The sequence below is a fragment of the Pseudomonas putida genome, from assembly GCF_001941965.1.
Taxonomy (GTDB): Bacteria; Pseudomonadota; Gammaproteobacteria; order Pseudomonadales; family Pseudomonadaceae; genus Aquipseudomonas; species Aquipseudomonas putida_L.
Map to the genome: position 1 here is coordinate 213092 of NZ_MKZO01000047.1, position 17363 is coordinate 230454.

General features: G+C 66.6%; 14 protein-coding genes. 9 read left to right on the forward strand and 5 right to left on the reverse strand.

Annotated elements, in window-relative coordinates:
- Positions 1 to 13: 13 nt before the first annotated feature.
- The 4 genes from PSEMO_RS24345 to glcD all read right to left on the reverse strand — a co-directional run bounded on the left by PSEMO_RS24345 (position 14) and on the right by glcD (position 4316).
- The gene (locus PSEMO_RS24345) at positions 14 to 412 is read right to left on the reverse strand and encodes a heme-binding protein (RefSeq protein WP_075805492.1); all 399 of its coding nucleotides are present in this window, start codon (positions 410 to 412) and stop codon (positions 14 to 16) included.
- A gap of 128 nt (positions 413 to 540) precedes the next feature.
- Complete coding sequence (gene glcF / locus PSEMO_RS24350; RefSeq protein WP_075805493.1) at positions 541 to 1758, reverse strand: glycolate oxidase subunit GlcF; 1218 nt, start codon at positions 1756 to 1758, stop codon at positions 541 to 543.
- A 6-nt stretch (positions 1759 to 1764) separates the two neighbouring features.
- Entirely contained in the window at positions 1765 to 2817 is a 1053-nt protein-coding gene (gene glcE, locus PSEMO_RS24355) for a glycolate oxidase subunit GlcE (RefSeq protein ID WP_075805494.1), read from the reverse strand.
- Positions 2817 to 4316: a glycolate oxidase subunit GlcD gene (gene glcD, locus PSEMO_RS24360; RefSeq protein WP_075805495.1), complete on the reverse strand. Its 1500-nt coding sequence runs from the start codon at positions 4314 to 4316 to the stop codon at positions 2817 to 2819. The genes glcE and glcD overlap by 1 nt, the downstream gene beginning before the upstream one ends.
- A gap of 211 nt (positions 4317 to 4527) precedes the next feature.
- Between glcD and glcC the strand changes: the two genes are divergently transcribed.
- The 6 genes from glcC to PSEMO_RS24390 all read left to right on the forward strand — a co-directional run bounded on the left by glcC (position 4528) and on the right by PSEMO_RS24390 (position 11917).
- Entirely contained in the window at positions 4528 to 5286 is a 759-nt protein-coding gene (gene glcC / locus PSEMO_RS24365; RefSeq protein ID WP_075805496.1) for a transcriptional regulator GlcC, read from the forward strand.
- Positions 5287 to 5577: 291 nt separating this feature from the next.
- Positions 5578 to 7074 carry an ABC transporter substrate-binding protein gene (locus tag PSEMO_RS24370; RefSeq protein WP_075805618.1) on the forward strand — a complete coding sequence of 499 codons (1497 nt, stop codon included), beginning with the start codon at positions 5578 to 5580 and terminating at the stop codon, positions 7072 to 7074.
- Between the two features lie 13 nt (positions 7075 to 7087).
- Positions 7088 to 8029, forward strand: a complete 942-nt coding sequence (locus tag PSEMO_RS24375) for an ABC transporter permease (protein ID WP_075805497.1) — start codon at positions 7088 to 7090, stop codon at positions 8027 to 8029.
- Positions 8026 to 8901, forward strand: a complete 876-nt coding sequence (locus PSEMO_RS24380) for an ABC transporter permease (RefSeq protein ID WP_075805498.1) — start codon at positions 8026 to 8028, stop codon at positions 8899 to 8901. Before PSEMO_RS24375 ends, PSEMO_RS24380 begins: the two co-directional genes overlap by 4 nt.
- A 2-nt stretch (positions 8902 to 8903) precedes the next feature.
- Complete coding sequence (locus PSEMO_RS24385; protein WP_075805499.1) at positions 8904 to 10532, forward strand: ABC transporter ATP-binding protein; 1629 nt, start codon at positions 8904 to 8906, stop codon at positions 10530 to 10532.
- A gap of 116 nt (positions 10533 to 10648) precedes the next feature.
- Complete coding sequence (locus tag PSEMO_RS24390) at positions 10649 to 11917, forward strand: OprD family porin (RefSeq protein WP_075805500.1); 1269 nt, start codon at positions 10649 to 10651, stop codon at positions 11915 to 11917.
- 59 nt (positions 11918 to 11976) lie between these two features.
- Here the strand turns inward: PSEMO_RS24390 and PSEMO_RS24395 are convergent, their stop codons facing one another.
- Positions 11977 to 12852, reverse strand: coding sequence for a GntR family transcriptional regulator (locus PSEMO_RS24395; RefSeq protein ID WP_064303938.1), 876 nt, complete (start codon positions 12850 to 12852; stop codon positions 11977 to 11979).
- A gap of 172 nt (positions 12853 to 13024) precedes the next feature.
- Between PSEMO_RS24395 and PSEMO_RS24400 the strand changes: the two genes are divergently transcribed.
- Genes PSEMO_RS24400 through PSEMO_RS24410 form a run of 3 tightly spaced genes read left to right on the forward strand, consistent with a single transcriptional unit; the run spans position 13025 to position 17256 of the window.
- Positions 13025 to 14524 carry a serine hydrolase domain-containing protein gene (locus PSEMO_RS24400; protein ID WP_064303937.1) on the forward strand — a complete coding sequence of 500 codons (1500 nt, stop codon included), beginning with the start codon at positions 13025 to 13027 and terminating at the stop codon, positions 14522 to 14524.
- A 24-nt stretch (positions 14525 to 14548) separates the two neighbouring features.
- Positions 14549 to 15835, forward strand: coding sequence for an aminotransferase class III-fold pyridoxal phosphate-dependent enzyme (locus PSEMO_RS24405; protein ID WP_075805501.1), 1287 nt, complete (start codon positions 14549 to 14551; stop codon positions 15833 to 15835).
- Entirely contained in the window at positions 15832 to 17256 is a 1425-nt protein-coding gene (locus PSEMO_RS24410) for an aldehyde dehydrogenase family protein (protein WP_075805502.1), read from the forward strand. Before PSEMO_RS24405 ends, PSEMO_RS24410 begins: the two co-directional genes overlap by 4 nt.
- Positions 17257 to 17363: the final 107 nt, after the last annotated feature.

A 17363-nucleotide genomic window follows, 5' to 3' on the forward strand; every position in this document is an offset into this window, starting at 1 on the left:
GGACATGTTGGGTTCAAAGCGCGGCGACACCTGCTGCCGCGACCTGTGCATCCTGTTCCGACTTCACGCCGGACACGCCGACGGCGCCGATCACCTGGCCCTCGAAGCGGACCGGAACGCCGCCTTCCAGCGAGGTCAGCAGCGGGGCGCTAACGAAGGCGGTGCGGCCGTTGTTGACCATCTCCTCGTAGCCTTTGGTTTCGCGTCGGCCCAGGGCGGCCGAGCGGGCTTTTTCGGTGGCGATGTAGGCGCTGATCGGTGCGCTGCCGTCGAGGCGTTCCAGGGCCAGGAGATGGCCGCCGTCGTCGACGATGGCGATGCTCACGTTCCAGCCGTTGCGCCGGGCCTCGTCGCGGGCGGCGGCGAGGAGGCGGGTGGCGTCGGTGTTTTCCAGGACTGCTTTTTGTTGCATGGGGGTTCTCCTTTTTCGACGTTCGAGAGCGATACGCGGGCCCTGTGGGAGCGGGTTCACCCGCGATGACATCAGTGAATTCAGCATCGCAATCGCGGGTAAACCCGCTCCCACAGGGTCCGCGTTGCTTATGCCAATGCTTCTTCTACTAGCTCTATCCAGTGCCGCACCGGCGTTCGCCCGGCCCCGTCGAGGTGGGTCTGGCAGCCGATATTGGCGGTGACGATCACCTCCGGATTGCCGGCCTCCAGGGCATTCAGGCGGTTATCCCGCAAGCGCCGTGACAGCTCCGGCTGGGTCAGCGAGTAGGTTCCCGCCGAGCCGCAGCACAGGTGCCCGTCACTCACGGCGGTCAGGCTGAAGCCCAGGCGCTGGAGAATGCTTTCCACCGCACCGCCCAGCTTCAACGCATGCTGCAAGGTGCAAGGGCAGTGGAACGCCAGGCGCCGTTCGGCGTGAATTCCCAGGCGCTCCACCGGCTCGGCACCCAGCACCTGGGCCAGGTCCCGGCTCAGTTCGCTGACCCGCGCCGCCTTGGCCGCATAGGCCGGATCGTTTTCCAGCAGGTGCCCGTAATCCCGCACGAAGGCACCGCAACCACTGGCGGTCTGCACGATCGCCTCCGCGCCGGCCTCGATCGCCGGCCACCAGGCATCGATATTCCGCCGTGCCCGCTGCAGCCCTTGTTCCTGGGCATTCAGGTGATAGTCGATGGCGCCACAGCAGCCAGCTTCCTTCGCCGCGACGACGGAGATGCCCAGCCGATCCAGCACCCGCGCCGCCGCCGCATTGGTATTGGGCGACAGCGACGGCTGCACGCAACCTTCCAGCATCAGCACCTTGCGTGGATGCTGGCTCAGCGGACGCGCCTTGGCCGCAACCGGATGGCGGGGCAGCTTGGCTTTCAGGCTTTCCGGCAGCAACGGGCGGAACACCTGCCCGGTGCGGGCCAGCGCCTTGAACACCACGGGGTTCGGCACCAGCGCTCTCAGCCCCTGGCGCAACAGGCGCTCGCCAAGACCGCGTGGCACCTGCTCTTCGACCACCGCCCGGCCGATATCCAGCAAGTTGTGGTACTCCACCCCGGACGGGCAGGTGGTTTCGCAGTTGCGGCAGGACAGGCAGCGATCCAGGTGTTCCCGGGTGCTGGCAGTCACGTCCTGGCCTTCCAGCACCTGCTTGATCAGGTAGATGCGCCCGCGCGGGCCATCCAGCTCGTCGCCCATCAATTGGTAGGTCGGGCAGGTGGCGGTGCAGAATCCGCAGTGCACGCAGGAGCGCAGGATACGTTCGGCTTCGGCGGCGCGGGGCAGGCGCTTGGCCTGTTCGCTCAGATGGGTTTGCATGGCGTCTCAGACCTCCGCGTACAGTCGGCCAGGGTTGAAGATGCCCTGGGGATCGAGCTGCTTTTTCAGGTTCTGGTGATAGCGCAACAGCAGCGCCGGCAAGGGCTGGAACGGTGAGTCGTGAGGCCCGTAACGGGTCGCGTGACCGCCCGCCGCACTCACCACGCGGCGGATATCTTCCGCAGGCGCCTCCGATAGCAACCAGCGCTGCGCCCCGGCCCAGTCCAGCAACTGCTGGCCTGGCAGATCCAGTAACCCGGTGTTGTTGGGCACGGACAGTCGCCACAGTGGCCGGGTGCTGGCGAAGAACGGCAATTGCTGCTCGCGCAGTTGCGTCCAGTAGCCGCTGTCGATGTGCTCGCCGCCGAGGCGCTGGCAGGCGGATTTCACCGAGCCTTCGCCGCCTTCCAGGCGCAGGTGCAGGTGTTCGCCGTCGTGGCAGGCGGCGCTGATCGGGATCGGTTGCTGGCCCCACTCGGCCAGTTCGCACAGGGCCTCGGCGGCGCCCATTTCCAGCTTGAGGCTGACGCAGGTGCGTGGTTTCGGCAGCACCTTGAGCGAGACTTCGGCGAGTACGCCCAGGCAACCGAAGCTGCCCGCCAGCAGGCGCGACAGGTCGTAGCCGGCGACGTTCTTCATCACCTCGCCGCCAAAGCGCAGGAGCTTGCCGTGGCCGGTGATGACGCGGGTGCCGAGCACATAGTCCCGCGCCGAACCGGACCAGGGCCGACGCGGCCCCGACAGGTCGCTGGCGATGGCACCGCCAATGGTCGCCCCGGCGCCGAAATGCGGTGGTTCGAACGGCAGCATCTGCCCCTCGGCCTCCAGCGCCGCTTCGATCTCCGCCAGCGGCGTGCCGGCCCGGGCGCTCAGCACCAGTTCGGTTGGGTCATAGCTGACGATGCCGCGATGGCTGCGGGTGTCCAGCACCTCGCCGCTGGTGTGGCGCCCCAGCAGGGCCTTGGTATTGCCGCCCTGGATACGCAAGGCATTGCCGGCGTTCAGCGCCTGGTTGACCTGTTCCAGCAGCGCCGTGCTGTCATCGTGATCGAGGCTCATCAGAAACGCTCCAGTTCCGGGAAGGGCAGCTTGCCCTGGTGGATATGCATCGAGCCGAACTCGGCGCAGCGGTGCAGGGTGGGGATGTTCTTGCCGGGGTTGAGCAGGCCCTTGGGATCGAAGGCGTGCTTGACCGCGTGGAACAGGGTGATTTCCTCGCTGCTGAACTGGGCGCACATGGCGTTGATCTTTTCCCGGCCAACGCCGTGCTCGCCGGTGATGCTGCCGCCCACCGCCACGCACAGTTCGAGGATCTTCGCGCCCAGGGCTTCGGCCCGCTCCAGCTCGCCGGGCTGGTTGGCGTCGAAGAGGATCAGCGGGTGCATATTGCCGTCGCCGGCATGGAAGACATTGGCCACCCGCAGGTCGAACTCCCGCGACAGTTCCTCGATTCCGCGCAGCACCGCCGGCAGTTCGCGGCGCGGAATGGTGCCGTCCATGCAGTAGTAGTCCGGAGAGATGCGCCCTACGGCGGGGAAGGCGTTCTTGCGTCCGGCCCAGAAGCGCACGCGCTCGGCTTCGTCCCGGGCCAGGCGCACCTCGGTGGCGCCGGCCTGGCGCAGTACCGCATCGACCCGCGCACAGTCCTCATGGACATCCGCCTCGACCCCGTCCAGTTCGCACAGGAGCATGGCCGCGGCGTCCACCGGGTAGCCGGCGTGGATAAAGTCCTCGGCGGCGCGGATCGACAGGTTGTCCATCATTTCCAGGCCACCGGGGATGATGCCGGCGGCGATGATATCGGCCACCGCCCGCCCGGCCAGTTCCACCGAATCGAAGCTGGCCAGCAGCACCCGCGCCACCTGCGGTTTGGGCAGCAGCTTGACGGTGACCTCGGTGACGATGCCGAGCATGCCTTCGGAGCCGGTGAACAGCGCCAGCAGGTCGAAGCCCGGCGAGTCCAGGGCATCGCTGCCCAGGGTCAGGGGCTCGCCCTCGACGGTGAGGATGTCGACCCGCAGCAGGTTGTGCACGGTCAGCCCGTACTTCAGGCAATGCACGCCGCCGGCGTTCTCGGCGACATTGCCGCCGATGGAGCAGGCGATCTGCGAAGACGGATCGGGGGCGTAGTACAGGCCGTGGGGCGCGGCGGCCTGGGAAATTGCCAGGTTGCGCACCCCGGGCTGGACCCGGGCGAAGCGGCCCTGCGGGTTGACCTCGATGATCCGGTTGAAGCGCGCCATCACCAGGAGGATGCCCTTTTCCAGGGGCAGGGCGCCGCCGGACAGGCCGGTCCCGGCGCCACGGGCCACCACCGGCACCTGGTTGGCGTGGCACAGGCGCAGCAGAGTCTGTACCTGCTCGATGCGCTCCGGCAGGACCACCAGCAGCGGCACCACGCGGTAGGCGGACAGGCCATCGCACTCGTAGGGCCGCAGGTCTTCGGTGCTGTGGAGTATTTCCAGATCGGGCAGGGCCTGGCGCAATTGCGCCAGCAGGCGCGGCTTGTCGACGGCGGGGAGGGCGCCGTCCACGCGTTCGTCGTAGAGGATGTTCATCGGGCTGGGGCATCCATTCTTGTTATGGGGTGAACGCCTTGCAGACTGCTCGTCCGTGCGCTTGTCCGTCGACCGGGGAGCGAACTGGTCCTACCAGTTTTTCCGAAGATCTACAGAGACAGGTGGCTATCTCAAAGATTCTGCCCATACACTCCGGGCAAAAATCATCGTCAGATTCATACTGGTCCTACCAGTTTCGGAGCGTCATCCGATGGCCGATTCCACTGCGGGCAAGAAGCAGGTCGCCGACCAGGTGGCCGAGCGTATCGAGAAGCTGATCGTCGATGGGGTGCTCAAGGTCGGCCAGGCGCTGCCTTCGGAGCGGCGCCTGGTGGACAAGCTGGGCTGTTCGCGCTCGGCCTTGCGCGAGGGGCTGCGCATCCTGCGCGGGCGCGGCATCGTCGAGACCGAACATGGGCGTGGCTCCTATGTCGCCGACCTGAGCCGGGCCGACGACACCACGCCGCTGATGCACCTGTTCGCCTCGCAGCCGCGCACGCTGTTCGACCTGCTGGAGGTGCGGGCGCTGCTGGAAGGGGAGTCGGCGCGGCTGGCGGCGTTGCGCGCTACTGATGTCGACCGCCTGCTGATCAAGCGGCGTTTCGATGAAATGGTCGGTTCCGAGGAGCAGGATGCCCGCGAGCAGGCCCGTCTCGATCACGCCTTCCACCGCGCCATCAGCGAGGCCTCGCACAACCCGGTGCTGGTGCACACGTTGCAGGGGCTCAACGACCTGATGCTCAGCACGGTGTTCGCCTCGGTGAACAACCTCTATTGCCGCCCGGCGCAGAAACGCCAGATCGATCGCCAGCACGCGCGCCTGTACCACGCGGTGATGGAGCAGTTGCCGGAGCAGGCGCAACGGGCGGCGCGGGAGCATCTGGGGAGCATCAGGAACAACCTGCGGGAGATCGAGCAGGAGGAGCAGCGGCTGGTGCGGGCGACGATGCGGCTGGAGGGGTGGCAGTAAGAGCCGGCAATGTATTTTTCATTGTTTTTTAATTCATAAAAAAACATTTACAAAGTCTTTGTACGCTGTGAATATGTCCCGGCGAATTGAAAAAAACAAAATCGCCTGGCCCCTGACCACCCTCGGGCCATAACAACAACGACATGATCAGAACCTTTAGGCCGGGCCTGCCAACGACCGGTCCTTCAGCGAAGGAGAACCTCTCCCGTGCATCGCTTCCGTAATCCTTCCCTTGCTCGCAGCCTGCGAGTGATCGGCCTTGCGGCCCTTGGCACCCTGGCCCAGCAGGCCATGGCCGATACCACCCTGCGCGTCGGCCTGGGGGCCGATATCCGCAGCACCGAACCCGGTGTGAACCGTGACGAAAACACCGATACGGTGATCCTGCATGTGGTCGAGGGCCTGGTGGCCCACCGCGAGGACGCCTCGGTCGGGCCGCTGCTGGCCAGCGCCGTGGACGTCTCCGACGACGGCCTGAGCTACCGCTTCACCCTGCGCGACGGCGTGCATTTCCATAACGGCGCGACCCTGAGTTCGGCCGAAGTGAAGTGGACCTGGGAGCGCTACCTCGATCCGCAGACCCAATGGCGCTGCCTGCCGGAATTCGATGGCCGGGGCGGGGCGAAGATCACCGCGATCACCACGCCGGACCCGCGCACCGTGGTCTTCACCCTCGATCAGCCCAACGCCCTGTTCCTTGCCTCGATGTCGCGCCCCGATTGCGGTGGCGCCGGCATCCTGCACCCGGATTCCCTGGCCGCCGACGGCAGCTGGAAAGCCCCGGTCGGCACCGGTCCGTTCAGCTTCGCCGAATGGAAGCCGGGCCAATACGTGCGCCTGGCGCGCTTCAAGGACTACAGCGCCCGCGCCGAAGCCGGGCCGGACGGTTTCACCGGCAACAAGCAGGCACTGGTCGACAACCTGCGCTTCATGATCATTCCCGATCCGTCCTCGGCCAAGGCCGCGCTGCTGTCGAACAACGTCGACCTGCTGCCGGACGTCACTGCCAGCGACGCCCAGGAGCTCAAGGCCCTGCCGGGGATCCGGGTCTCGGTGAGCCCGATCATGGCCATCTGCGGCCTGCTGTTCCAGACCAACGACCCGCTGCTCAAGGACGTGCGCATCCGCCAGGCCATCGCCCATTCCCTGGACTACGGGCAGATGGTCACGGCGCTGTCCAACGGCCTGTCGCAGCCGAACAACTCGGCGATCCCGCAGACCAGTGCCTTCTACGACGAGGTGGCGAAACAGGGTTACCGCTACGACCCGGATGAAGCCCGGCGCCTGCTCAAGGAAGCCGGCTACAGCGGTCAGCCGATCAGGATGATCGTCAACAAGCGCTACCAGCAGATGTTCGACATGGGCGTGCTGAGCCAGGCCATGGCCCAGGCCAGTGGCCTGAATATCCAGATGGAAACCCTGGAATGGGGCACCCAGCTGGAGCGCTACCAGAGCGGCAACTACCAGATGATGTCGTTCTCCTATTCGTCGCGTCTCGACCCGGCGCTGGGCTTCGACTCGCTGATGGGCGACAAAAGCAAGGAACCGCGCAAGGTCTGGGACAACCCGCAGGCCCAGGCACTGCTGCGCGAGGCGATCCGCGAGCGTGACAGCGGCAAGCGCCAGGTGCTGTTCGACCAGATGCACAAAATGATGATCGAGGACACGCCCATGGTGATCATCTACAACGGCACGGTGATCGGCGCGCTGCGCGACAGCACCCGTGGCTACCATTCCTGGCCGGTGGCCAAACCACGGTTGTGGGGCGTCAGCCTCGCGACGCAGTAGGGCGGGCCCGACGATGTTGCGCTTTATCCTGCAAAAACTCGGCATGGCGCTGCCGACCCTGCTGCTGATCTCGCTGATGGTCTTCGCCCTGATCCGCCTGATTCCCGGCGACCCGGCGCTGCTCATGCTCGGTGATATGGCCGACCCGCAGAGCCTGGCCGACATGCGCCGCAACCTGGGTCTGGATCATTCGCTGGTGACCCAGTTCCTGATCTGGTTCAAGGCCGTGCTCAGCGGTGATCTGGGCTTCTCCATCAGCACCCGCGAAGCGGTGCTGCCGCTGATCCTCGAGCGTTTCACGGTCAGTGCCGGCATCGTCCTGGTGGCGGTGCTGCTGGCGACCCTGATCGCGGTGCCGGTGGGGCTGCTGGCGGCGTGGAAACAGAACAGCGCCCTCGACCTGGGCCTGGTCATGAGCGCCACGCTGCTGCTGTCGATCCCCAGTTTCTGGCTCGGCCTGCTGCTGCTCTATGCCTTCGGCATCAAGCTCGGCTGGCTGCCGGTGGTGGGCTACGTCAGCTTCGGCCAGGACCCATGGCAGGCGCTGAGCTACCTGGTGCTGCCGATCGTCACCCTGACCCTGGTGGAAGTCGGCGCCATCACCCGCATGGCCCGGGCCAGCACCATCGAGGTGCTGCGCCTGGAGTACATCGCCCATGCCCGGGCCAAGGGCCTGTCGGAAAGCGCGGTGTTGTGGCGGCATGCCCTGCGCAATGCCTTTGCCCCGACCTGGACCCTGGTCGGGCTGATCCTTGGCAACCTGCTCGGCGGCATCGCGGTGCTGGAGACGGTGTTCACCTTGCCGGGCATCGGCCGGCTGATGGTCGATGCGATCTTCGCCCGCGACTACCCGGTGCTGCAGGGCTGCCTGCTGCTGATCACTTTCGTCTACGTGCTGGTCAACCTGTTCGTCGATCTGCTCTACCCACTGTTCGACCCAAGGGTGAAGTTATGAGTCCGAAACCCTCCTGCGCGCCCCTGGCCGCGCCCGCCGCGGCGCCGCGCAAGGCCCCGCGGGCCTGGCCGCCGGCCAATGCGCTGATCGGTGCCACGCTATTGATGGCGCTGATCCTGCTGGCCCTGCTCGGGCTGCTGTGGACGCCGTTCGATCCGCTGCGCATCGACCTGCTGTCACGCCTCCAGGCACCTTCGGCGGTGCATTGGCTGGGCACCGACGAGTTTGGCCGCGACGTGTTCAGCCGCCTGCTGATCGGCGCCCGCACCAGCCTGTGGATCAGCCTGCTGGCGGTGAGCTGCGCGGTGTGCGCCGGGACCGTGATCGGCATGCTCGCCGGCTACCTGCGTGGCTGGACCGACCGCCTGCTGATGATGTTCAACGATGCCTTGCTGGCGTTTCCCGGGATCCTCATGGCCCTGGGCATCATGGCGATCATCGGTGCCAGCCAGTACGGCATCGTCCTGGCCCTTGGCATTGCCTACACGCCGTCGGTGGTGCGGGTGGTGCGCGGCAGCGTGCTGTCGCTGCGCGAGCTGGAGTTCATCGAGGCCTCGCGGGTGATCGGCAACTCCGAGCTGTACACCATGTTCCGCCATATCGCTCCCAACTGCCTGGCCCCGCTGTGCGTGCTGGCCACCAGCATGTTCGGCTGGGCGCTGCTCTCGGAAAGCGCCCTGAGCTTCCTCGGCCTGGGCGTGCCGCCACCGGCGGCGACCTGGGGCAACATGCTCGCCAGCAGCCGTCCGTACATCGCTTCGGCCAGCTGGCTGGGGATCTTCCCGGGGCTGTTCATCTGCCTGGCACTGCTTGCCATCAACCTGTTCGGCGATGCCCTGCGCGATCGTCTCGACCCGCGCATGAGGAAATGATCATGTCTTCGGCAAATTCCCTGTTGCGGGTCCGCGACCTGCAGATCCGCGTCGGCGAGCACGGCCCGCTGGCGGTGGACGGCCTGAGTTTCGACGTGGCCCCGGGCGAGATCGTCGCCCTGGTCGGCGAGTCCGGCAGCGGCAAGACCATGGCCGCCCGCGCCGCCATCGGCCTGTTGCCGATGCCCATGCAGGTCTGCGGCGGGCAACTGGAGTTCCAGGGTCGCGACCTCAACCGTCTCGACGCCCCGGCCATGCGTGCCATTCGTGGCGCGCAGATCGGCATGGTGTTCCAGGAGCCAATGGTTTCGCTGAACCCGGCCCTGACCATCGGCCGGCAGATGGCCGAGGCCCTGCGCCTGCACACCGACCTCGACGAAGCGCGGATCCACGAGCGTTGCCTGGTGATGTTGCAGCGTATCGGCATCCGCGACGCCGAGCGCTGCCTCAAGGCCTACCCGCACCAGTTCTCCGGTGGCATGCGCCAGCGCATCATGCTCGCCTCGGTGATGCTGCTGCGGCCGAAACTGCTGATCGCCGACGAACCGACCACCGCCCTGGATTGCCTGGCGCAACTGGACGTGATCGAGCTGATGCTGGAACTGACCCGGGAGCAGGGCACGGCGATCCTGTTCATCAGCCACGACCTGTCGCTGGTGGCGCGCTATGCGCACAAGGTGGTGGTGATGCGCCAGGGCCAGGCGGTGGAGCAGGGCGCCATCGGCGATATCCTCCTGGCACCGAAGGCCGAGTACACCCGACAACTACTCGAAGCGCTGCCGCGCCGCGGCGAACTGCCCGCGCTGCCGGCCAGCGAGGGGCCGCTGGTGGAGGTCGACCAGGTCTGCATCGAACATCCCGGGCCGAGCAATTTCTGGGGCAAGCGCGCGTTCAAGCGCGTGGTGCACTCCGCCAGCCTGAGCATCGCGCCGGGAGAAACCCTTGCCCTGGTGGGCGGCAGCGGGTCGGGCAAGACCACCCTCGGTCGCTCCCTGGTCGGTCTGGTCAAACCTTGCGCCGGGGCGATCCGCTTCAAGGGCGTGGATATCCTCAAGGCCGCCAACCGTATCCATCGCCTGCAGTGCCAGATGATCTTCCAGGACCCGTTCTCCTCGCTGAACCCGCGGATGAAGATCGGCGACATCCTGATCGAACCGCTGCGCCACGAACCAGGCCTCAGCGCCAGTGCGCGGCGCGAGCGGGTGGCGCAGACCATGCTCGATATCGGCCTGCCGGAAGCCTTCGCCGAGCGCTTCCCGCACCAGCTTTCCGGCGGCCAGCGCCAGCGCGTGGCGATTGGCCGGGCGCTGGTGCGGCACCCGCAGCTGGTGATCGCCGACGAGCCGATCTCGGCCCTGGACATGACCATCCAGAAGCAGATCCTCGAGCTCTTCGAGCGCCTCCAGGCGCGCTACGGCTTCGCCTGCCTGTTCATCTCCCACGACCTCTCGGCGGTGGAACGCATCGCCCATCGGGTGGCGGTGATGCACCAGGGCGAGGTGGTCGAGGTGGGTACGCGGGAGCAGGTCTTCGATGCCCCGCGCCATCCGTATACCCGGCAGTTGCTGGCCGCAGCCAGCCCCCTGGAGAAGCTCGACGACGGCAGTTACCGAATACGCCGCGCCAGCTGACCTGAACCCCTGATCCAACCCCAGCGCGCCGCCTTCGCAGCGGCGTGGAGGGGCAAGTCATGTCCGAAAAACAACAACAACAGCCTTCCTACAACGACTGCCAGGAGCCAGAACCCATGAAACACCCGAACCTCAACCTGTTGCTCACCGGTGTCGGCCTGCTTTCCGTGCAGGCCCATGCCGACTTCATCAAGGACAGCAAGGCCTCGCTGGAACTGAAGAACTACTACTTCAACCGCGACTACCGCGAAGACGCCGGCCAGTCCAAGCGTGAAGAATGGGCCCAGGGCTTTACCCTCAACCTCCAATCGGGCTTTACCGAAGGCATCGTCGGCTTTGGCGTGGATGCGGTGGGCATGCTCGGCCTCAAGCTCGACTCCAGCCCGGAGCGTTCCGGTTCCGGCCTGCTGGCCCGGGACAACGAAGCCGAGCCGGGCAAGCCGAGCTACGTCAAGCGGGCCCAGGACGAGTATTCCAAGCTCGGCGTGACCGGCAAGGTGCGCTTCGCCCAGAGCGAGTTGCGCAGCGGTCACCTGCTGCCGGACCTGCCGACCCTGCAGCCGAACACCAGCCGGATCTTCCCGCAGACCTTCCGCGGCACCCAGCTCAAGTCCGGCGACATTCCCGGCCTGGCCCTGATCGGCGGGCAGATCGACCAGGTGCGCCAGCGCGAGTCCACCGACTACGAGGACATGGGCCTGACCAGCCAGAGCGGCGCCTACCGCAGCTCGGCGAAAAGCGACCGTTTCCGCTTCGTCGGTGGTGACTACAAGCTGACCCCGAGCCTGCTGCTGAGCTACCACTTCGCCCAACTGGAGGACATCTACCAGCAGCACTACCTGGGCCTCAAGCACAGCTTTGCCCTGGGCGGCGGCACCCTGAAAAGCGATCTGCGCTACTTCGACGCCGACAAGGCCGGCGCCGGCCTTGCCGGCAAGGTCGACAACCGCGCGCTGAGTACCCGCCTGGCCTGGAGCTACAAGGGCCACACCTTCGGCGGCGGCTATCAGGAGCAGTTCGGCGACACCCCGTTCACCTACGTGGATGGCACTAACACCTTCCTGTTCTCCGAGTACCAACTGAGCAACTTCTCGCAGACCCGGGAACGTACCTGGCATGCGCGCTATGACTACGACTTCGCCGCCCTCGGCATTCCCGGCCTGAGCTTTTCGACCCGCTGGGCCAAGGGCGACCAGGCGCAGGTCAAGGGCTTCGAGGGCGAGGCGCGGGAATGGGAGCGGGACATCGACCTCGGCTACGTGTTCCAGGGCGGGCCGCTGAAGGGCCTGTCGCTGCGCTGGCGCAATGCCCTGACCCAGGCCAACTACCTGCGTGACATGAACGAAAACCGGGTGATCCTCGGTTACACCGTGGCGATCTGGTGATGGCCGGGGTGGCGCATGTTCCTGGCCGGCGTTGCCGGCGACCGGAGCAACACCGGTGCTCAGCCCTTGCTCCGCGCCACCCCCATCTTGCTCGCCACTTCCAGGTGGCGATGCAGCAAGGTCGAGGCCCATTCGTTGTCGCCCTGTTCCAGCGCATCGAGGATCGCCAGGTGCTCGCGGCACGAGGCCTTGACCCGCTCGACGTTGTTCACCGAATGGAACTCGGTGAGCCGGCGCAGGCGGTTCTGCTGCTGCACCGCCTGGAGGATGTAGGCGTTGCCCGAGGCTGCCGCGAGCAGTTCATGGAACTGCGCGTTGCTCTCGAAGAAACGCTTGCTGTCGGCCACGCCTTCGAGCAGGTCCAGTTGCTGCCGCCGGCAGCGCTGCATCTGCTCCGGGTTGAGGCGGAAGGTCGGCTCCAGCAACCCCGCCGGCTCCAGCAGCATGCGGAAACGGTAGCTCTCGAAACGCGTCTGGCGATCGCTCAGGGTCGGCGCGAACTGCCAGCCATGGCCGTGCTTGCGCTGCATCACGCCTTCATCGGAGAGGCGCAGCAGGCAACGGCGCAACACGCTCTTGCCGGCGCCGTAGCGGCGCAGCAGGTCACTTTCGGAAATCTGGTCGGGCAGCGCCTGGTTCAGGCGGTCGTCGATCAGCCGCGCGTACAGCGCGTCCTCTTCGTTGTGCAACTCGCTGACCTCGGCCTGCCCCGCCCGCGGCTCCAGCGGCACGCGAAAACCCTGCTGCGGCAGCGGTTCGATCAGTTGCTGTTCGGCCAGGTAGGCCAGCGCACCCCGTACCGGCGAGCGCGATACACCAAGGCGCTCGGCCAGCTCGACTTCCTTCAGGTGGCTGCCGGGAGCGAGGTCGCCGGTATCGATGGCCGAGAGGATCTGCCCGGCAACCTTGGTCTGCAGCGAGGTGAGTTGAGCCATGAGGCGAAGTCGTTCCTGTGACTGGGGGAGGGAAGCATACCGAAGGCCAGGGCCCGGTGTTCGACAGGCAACACCCGTACAAGCGTTACCGCAGCGTATTTACGCATCTTTGTTTTATTTTGCATATAAAAACATCGGTGGTCTGCCACCGATTCGTTCGAGGAATCCGTTGATGAGTTACATCCCCCTCCCGCGCGCCTTGCCCCAGGACAAGGGCGTCGATCCCCAGGCCATCGTCGATTTCCTCGCGACGGTGCAGGCCGCCGGACTGGAGCTGCACAGCTTCCTGCTGTACCGCGATGGCGCGCTGGTCAGCGAGGCGTACTGGCGCCCCTATGCGGCGCGGCGGCCCCATGTGCAGCACTCGGCGACCAAGAGCTGGACCGCCACCGGGATCGGCCTGCTGATCGACGACGGGCGCCTGGCCCTGACCGACAAGGTGGTGGATTTCTTCCCGCAACTCTGTCCGGCACACGTCAGTGCCAACCTCGCCGCGATGACCGTCGAAGACCTGCTGACCATGCGCACCGGGCACCGTCGCGGTATTTCCGGCGGCGACTGGCGCAACCTGTCGAGCAGCTGGATCAAGGCCTTTCTCGACGAGCCGGTGGACGACGTGCCAGGGCAGTCGTTCATCTACAGCAGCGCCTCCAGCTACATGCTCTCGGCGATCGTCAGCCAGGTCAGCGGCCAGACCCTGCACCAGTTGCTCGAAGACCGCGTGCTGCGCCACCTGGGCCTGGACCCGATCAGCTGGGACCTGGCGCCCGAAGGCTGCAACAGTGGTGGTAACGGCCTGAGCTGCACGGCCGAGGACTCCCTGAAGTTCGGCGTGCTGCACCTGCAGCAGGGCCAGTGGAACGGCGCGCAATTGCTCTCGCCGCAGTGGGTCGCGGCGGCCACGCGCAACCAGGTCGAAGACGTATGGATGGGCGAGTTCGACGGCAAACAATACCTGCCCCGGGACAGCGCCAACAGCGCCGGCAACCGCCGCGAAGGCTACGGCTACCAGTGGTGGATGACCCGCCACGGCGGTTACTACGCCTCCGGGGTGTTCGGCCAGCAGTGCATCGTGCTGCCGGAACAGAACAGTGTGATCGTCTTCACCAGTGGCCTGCGCCTGGGCGAAAAGCGCCTGCACGCGGCGCTCTGGGAGCACCTGGTTCCCGGCCTCGGCCGCTGCAACCCGGCCCCGGAGGCGGCCCAGGCGCAACTCGATGCGCTGATCGACGGCTTGCGCCTGCCTGCGCTTGAAGGCGCCAGCGATTCCCCGGCTCGTGCCGAACTGGCCGGACGCTACCGGATGGAGCCGAACGAGGACCACGTCAGCGAAATTGCCCTGGCCTTCGACGCCGAAGGCTGTGACTTCACCCTGGTCGATCACCGCGGCACCCACCACATCCGTGTCGGTCTGCACCAGCCCGTGGAGTCGCAGACCAGCATCACCGGCAACTACCTGCACCACCAGTACCAGCCCGAGCAGACCCCGGTGGTCGCCCACGGACGCTGGGATGAGGCGGGGGGCCTGCACATGCTCTGGCGCTTCGTCGAAACCGCCTTTACCGACCATGTCGACTGCCGCCTGGACAACGGCGCGCTGCTCTTCGAGCGCGGCGTGAATACCAATGCCGGCGCACTGCAGCGCCCGACCCTGCGCGGCCAGCGCCTCTGAATGCTTGAAGCAAGGAACCTTGTGATGACTCAGTCTCTGCACACCGGCCTGTGGGCCCCCTTCACCCCGATGCGCGATTTCGCCCGCCAGCCGATGCTGTTCGAGCGCGCTGAAGGCATGCATTACTTCACCCCCGAAGGCCGCCCGGTGCTCGATGCCATGGCCGGCCTCTGGTGCGTCAACGCCGGCCACGGCCAGCCGCGCATCGTCGAGGCGATCCGCGAAGCGGCGGGGCGCCTGGACTTCGTCTCGTCGTTCAAGATGAGCCACCCGGATGCCCTGCGCATGGCCGATGCCCTGGTTGCCATCGCCCCGGCCGGACTGGACAAGGTGTTCTTCACCAACTCCGGTTCGGAAGCCGTGGACACCGCCCTGAAAATTGCCCGGGCCTACCACCAGGCCCGGGGCGACTGCCGGCGTACCAAGCTGATCGGTCGCGCCAAGGGCTATCACGGCATGGGCTTCGGCGGCCTGTCGGTGTCCGGGATCGGTCGGCAGAAGCGCGATTTCGGCCCGCTGCTGGGCGATGTCGCGCACCTGTCGCTGCCCTATGACGCCAGCCTGCGCTTCAGTGCCGGGCAGCCGGAGCAGGGCGGGCATTACGCCGAGGTGCTGCTGCAAGTGCTGGAGGTGCACGACCCGGCGACGGTTGCGGCGGTAATCGTCGAGCCGGTGACCGGGTCCGGCGGGGTCTACGCGCCGCCCGTGGGCTATCTGCAACGCCTGCGCGAGATCTGCGACCAGCACGGCATCCTGCTGATCTTCGACGAGGTGATCACCGGTTTCGGCCGCCTTGGCGAGTCGTTCGCCGCCCAGGCGCTGGGCGTCACCCCGGACCTGATGACCAGCGCCAAGGGCCTGACCAACGGCGCCGTGCCCATGGGCGGCGTGCTGGTCAGTGCGGCGGTGTACGAAGCCTTCATGCAGGGCCCCGAATCGGCCATCGAGTTGATGCACGGCTACACCTACTCGGCGCATCCGCTGGCCTGCGCGGCGGGGCTGGCCACCCTGGCGGTGCATGAAGAGCTGGGGCTCAATGCCCATGTGCGGGCAGTGGCGCCGGTCTGGCAAGGTGCGGCCCTGGCCCTGCGCGACCAGCCGCTGGTAAAGGATGTGCGGGCCATCGGCCTGCTCTGTGCGGTGGAACTGTCCGGCCATGCCGCCGAGGTGGCACGCCACTGCTTCGAGGCGGGCGTGCTGGTGCGGGCGTCCGGCGACAATATCGTGCTGTCGCCGCCGCTGGTGGTTTCGACGGAGCAGATTGAGCTGATCTTCGCCACCCTGCGCCAGGCCCTGGAGCGCGTGGCATGAATCCGCTCGACTTCTATATCGACGGACGCTGGGAAACCCCGGTGGATCGGCCGACCCTGGACGTGATCGATCCCCATGACGAGCGCTCTTTCAGCCGTATCAGCCTGGGCAACCGCGACGATCTCGACCGCGCCGTGGCGGCGGCGCAGCGGGCCTTTGCCGGATTCTCGCAATGGAGCCGGGAGCAGCGCCTGGCGTTGCTGGCGGCGATCATCGAGGGCTATCGCGCACGCAGCGAGGAACTGGCGCAACTGGTGCATCAGGAAATGGGCGCGCCGCTGTCGCTGGCACGCAGTGCCCATGTCCCCGCCGGGCTCGGGCATCTGCAACGGGCCCATGATGTGTTGCGCGACTACGCCTTCGACCGCGCCCATGGCAGCACCCTGGTCTGTCGCGAAGCCATCGGCGTCTGCGGCCTGATCACCCCGTGGAACTGGCCGCTCAACCAGCTCACCTGCAAGGTCGCGCCGGCCCTGGCGGCCGGTTGCACGCTGGTGCTCAAGCCCAGTGAGCAGGCGCCGCTGTCGGCCATGCTGCTGGCGGATATCCTCCATGAGGCCGGAGTGCCGGCGGGGGTGTTCAACCTGGTCAATGGCGATGGCCTGACCATCGGCGACGGCATTGCCCGGCATCCGGGGATCGACATGGTGTCCTTCACCGGCTCGACCCAGGCCGGTATCGCCGTGGCCAAGGCGGCGGCAGACACGGTCAAGCGGGTTTCCCAGGAACTGGGCGGCAAGTCGGCCAACCTTATTCTTGCCGATGCAGAGTTTGCGGCAGCGGTGCGCCATGGTGTCAGTGCGTGTATGCGCAACAGTGGGCAATCCTGCAACGCGCCGACCCGGATGTTGGTGCCCCGGGCCTTGCAGGAGCAGGCGATCGCCATTGCCCGGGACGTGGCGCGGGCGGTCTGTTTCGACGACAGCGTGGCGGCCAGTGCCATGGGGCCGTTGGCCAACGCCGCGCAGTTCCTGCGGGTGCAGGGGTTGATTGGCGCGGCGCTGGAGCAGGGCGGGCGCCTGGTCTGTGGCGGGGTGGGGCGACCGGAAGGCATCGAGCGCGGCTTTTTCGTGCGGCCGACGGTGTTTGCCGACATTACTCCCGGGATGCCGATTGCCCGTGAGGAAGTGTTCGGTCCGGTGCTGGTGATCATGCCGTATGACAGCGAGGATGAAGCGCTGGCGATGGCCAACGACAGTCCCTACGGGCTGTCCGGCTATGTCACGGCCGGCAGCCTGGAGCGGGCCCGGGCCGTGGCCCGGCGCCTGCGCACCGGGATGGTCCACCTCAATGGCAGCAAGGCCGACAACGGCGCGCCGTTTGGCGGCTACAAGCAGTCGGGCAATGGCCGGGAGTGGGGTGTACATGGGCTGGAGGAGTATCTGGAGGTGAAGTCGGTATTCGGGTATTGCCCTGAATAAGTAGCTGATTGTTCCGGCCTCATCGCTGGCAAGCCAGCTCCCACAGTGATCGTGTACACCGCCGAATCCTGTGGGGCTTGTCGGACCGCCGTACCGCAGCGATGAGG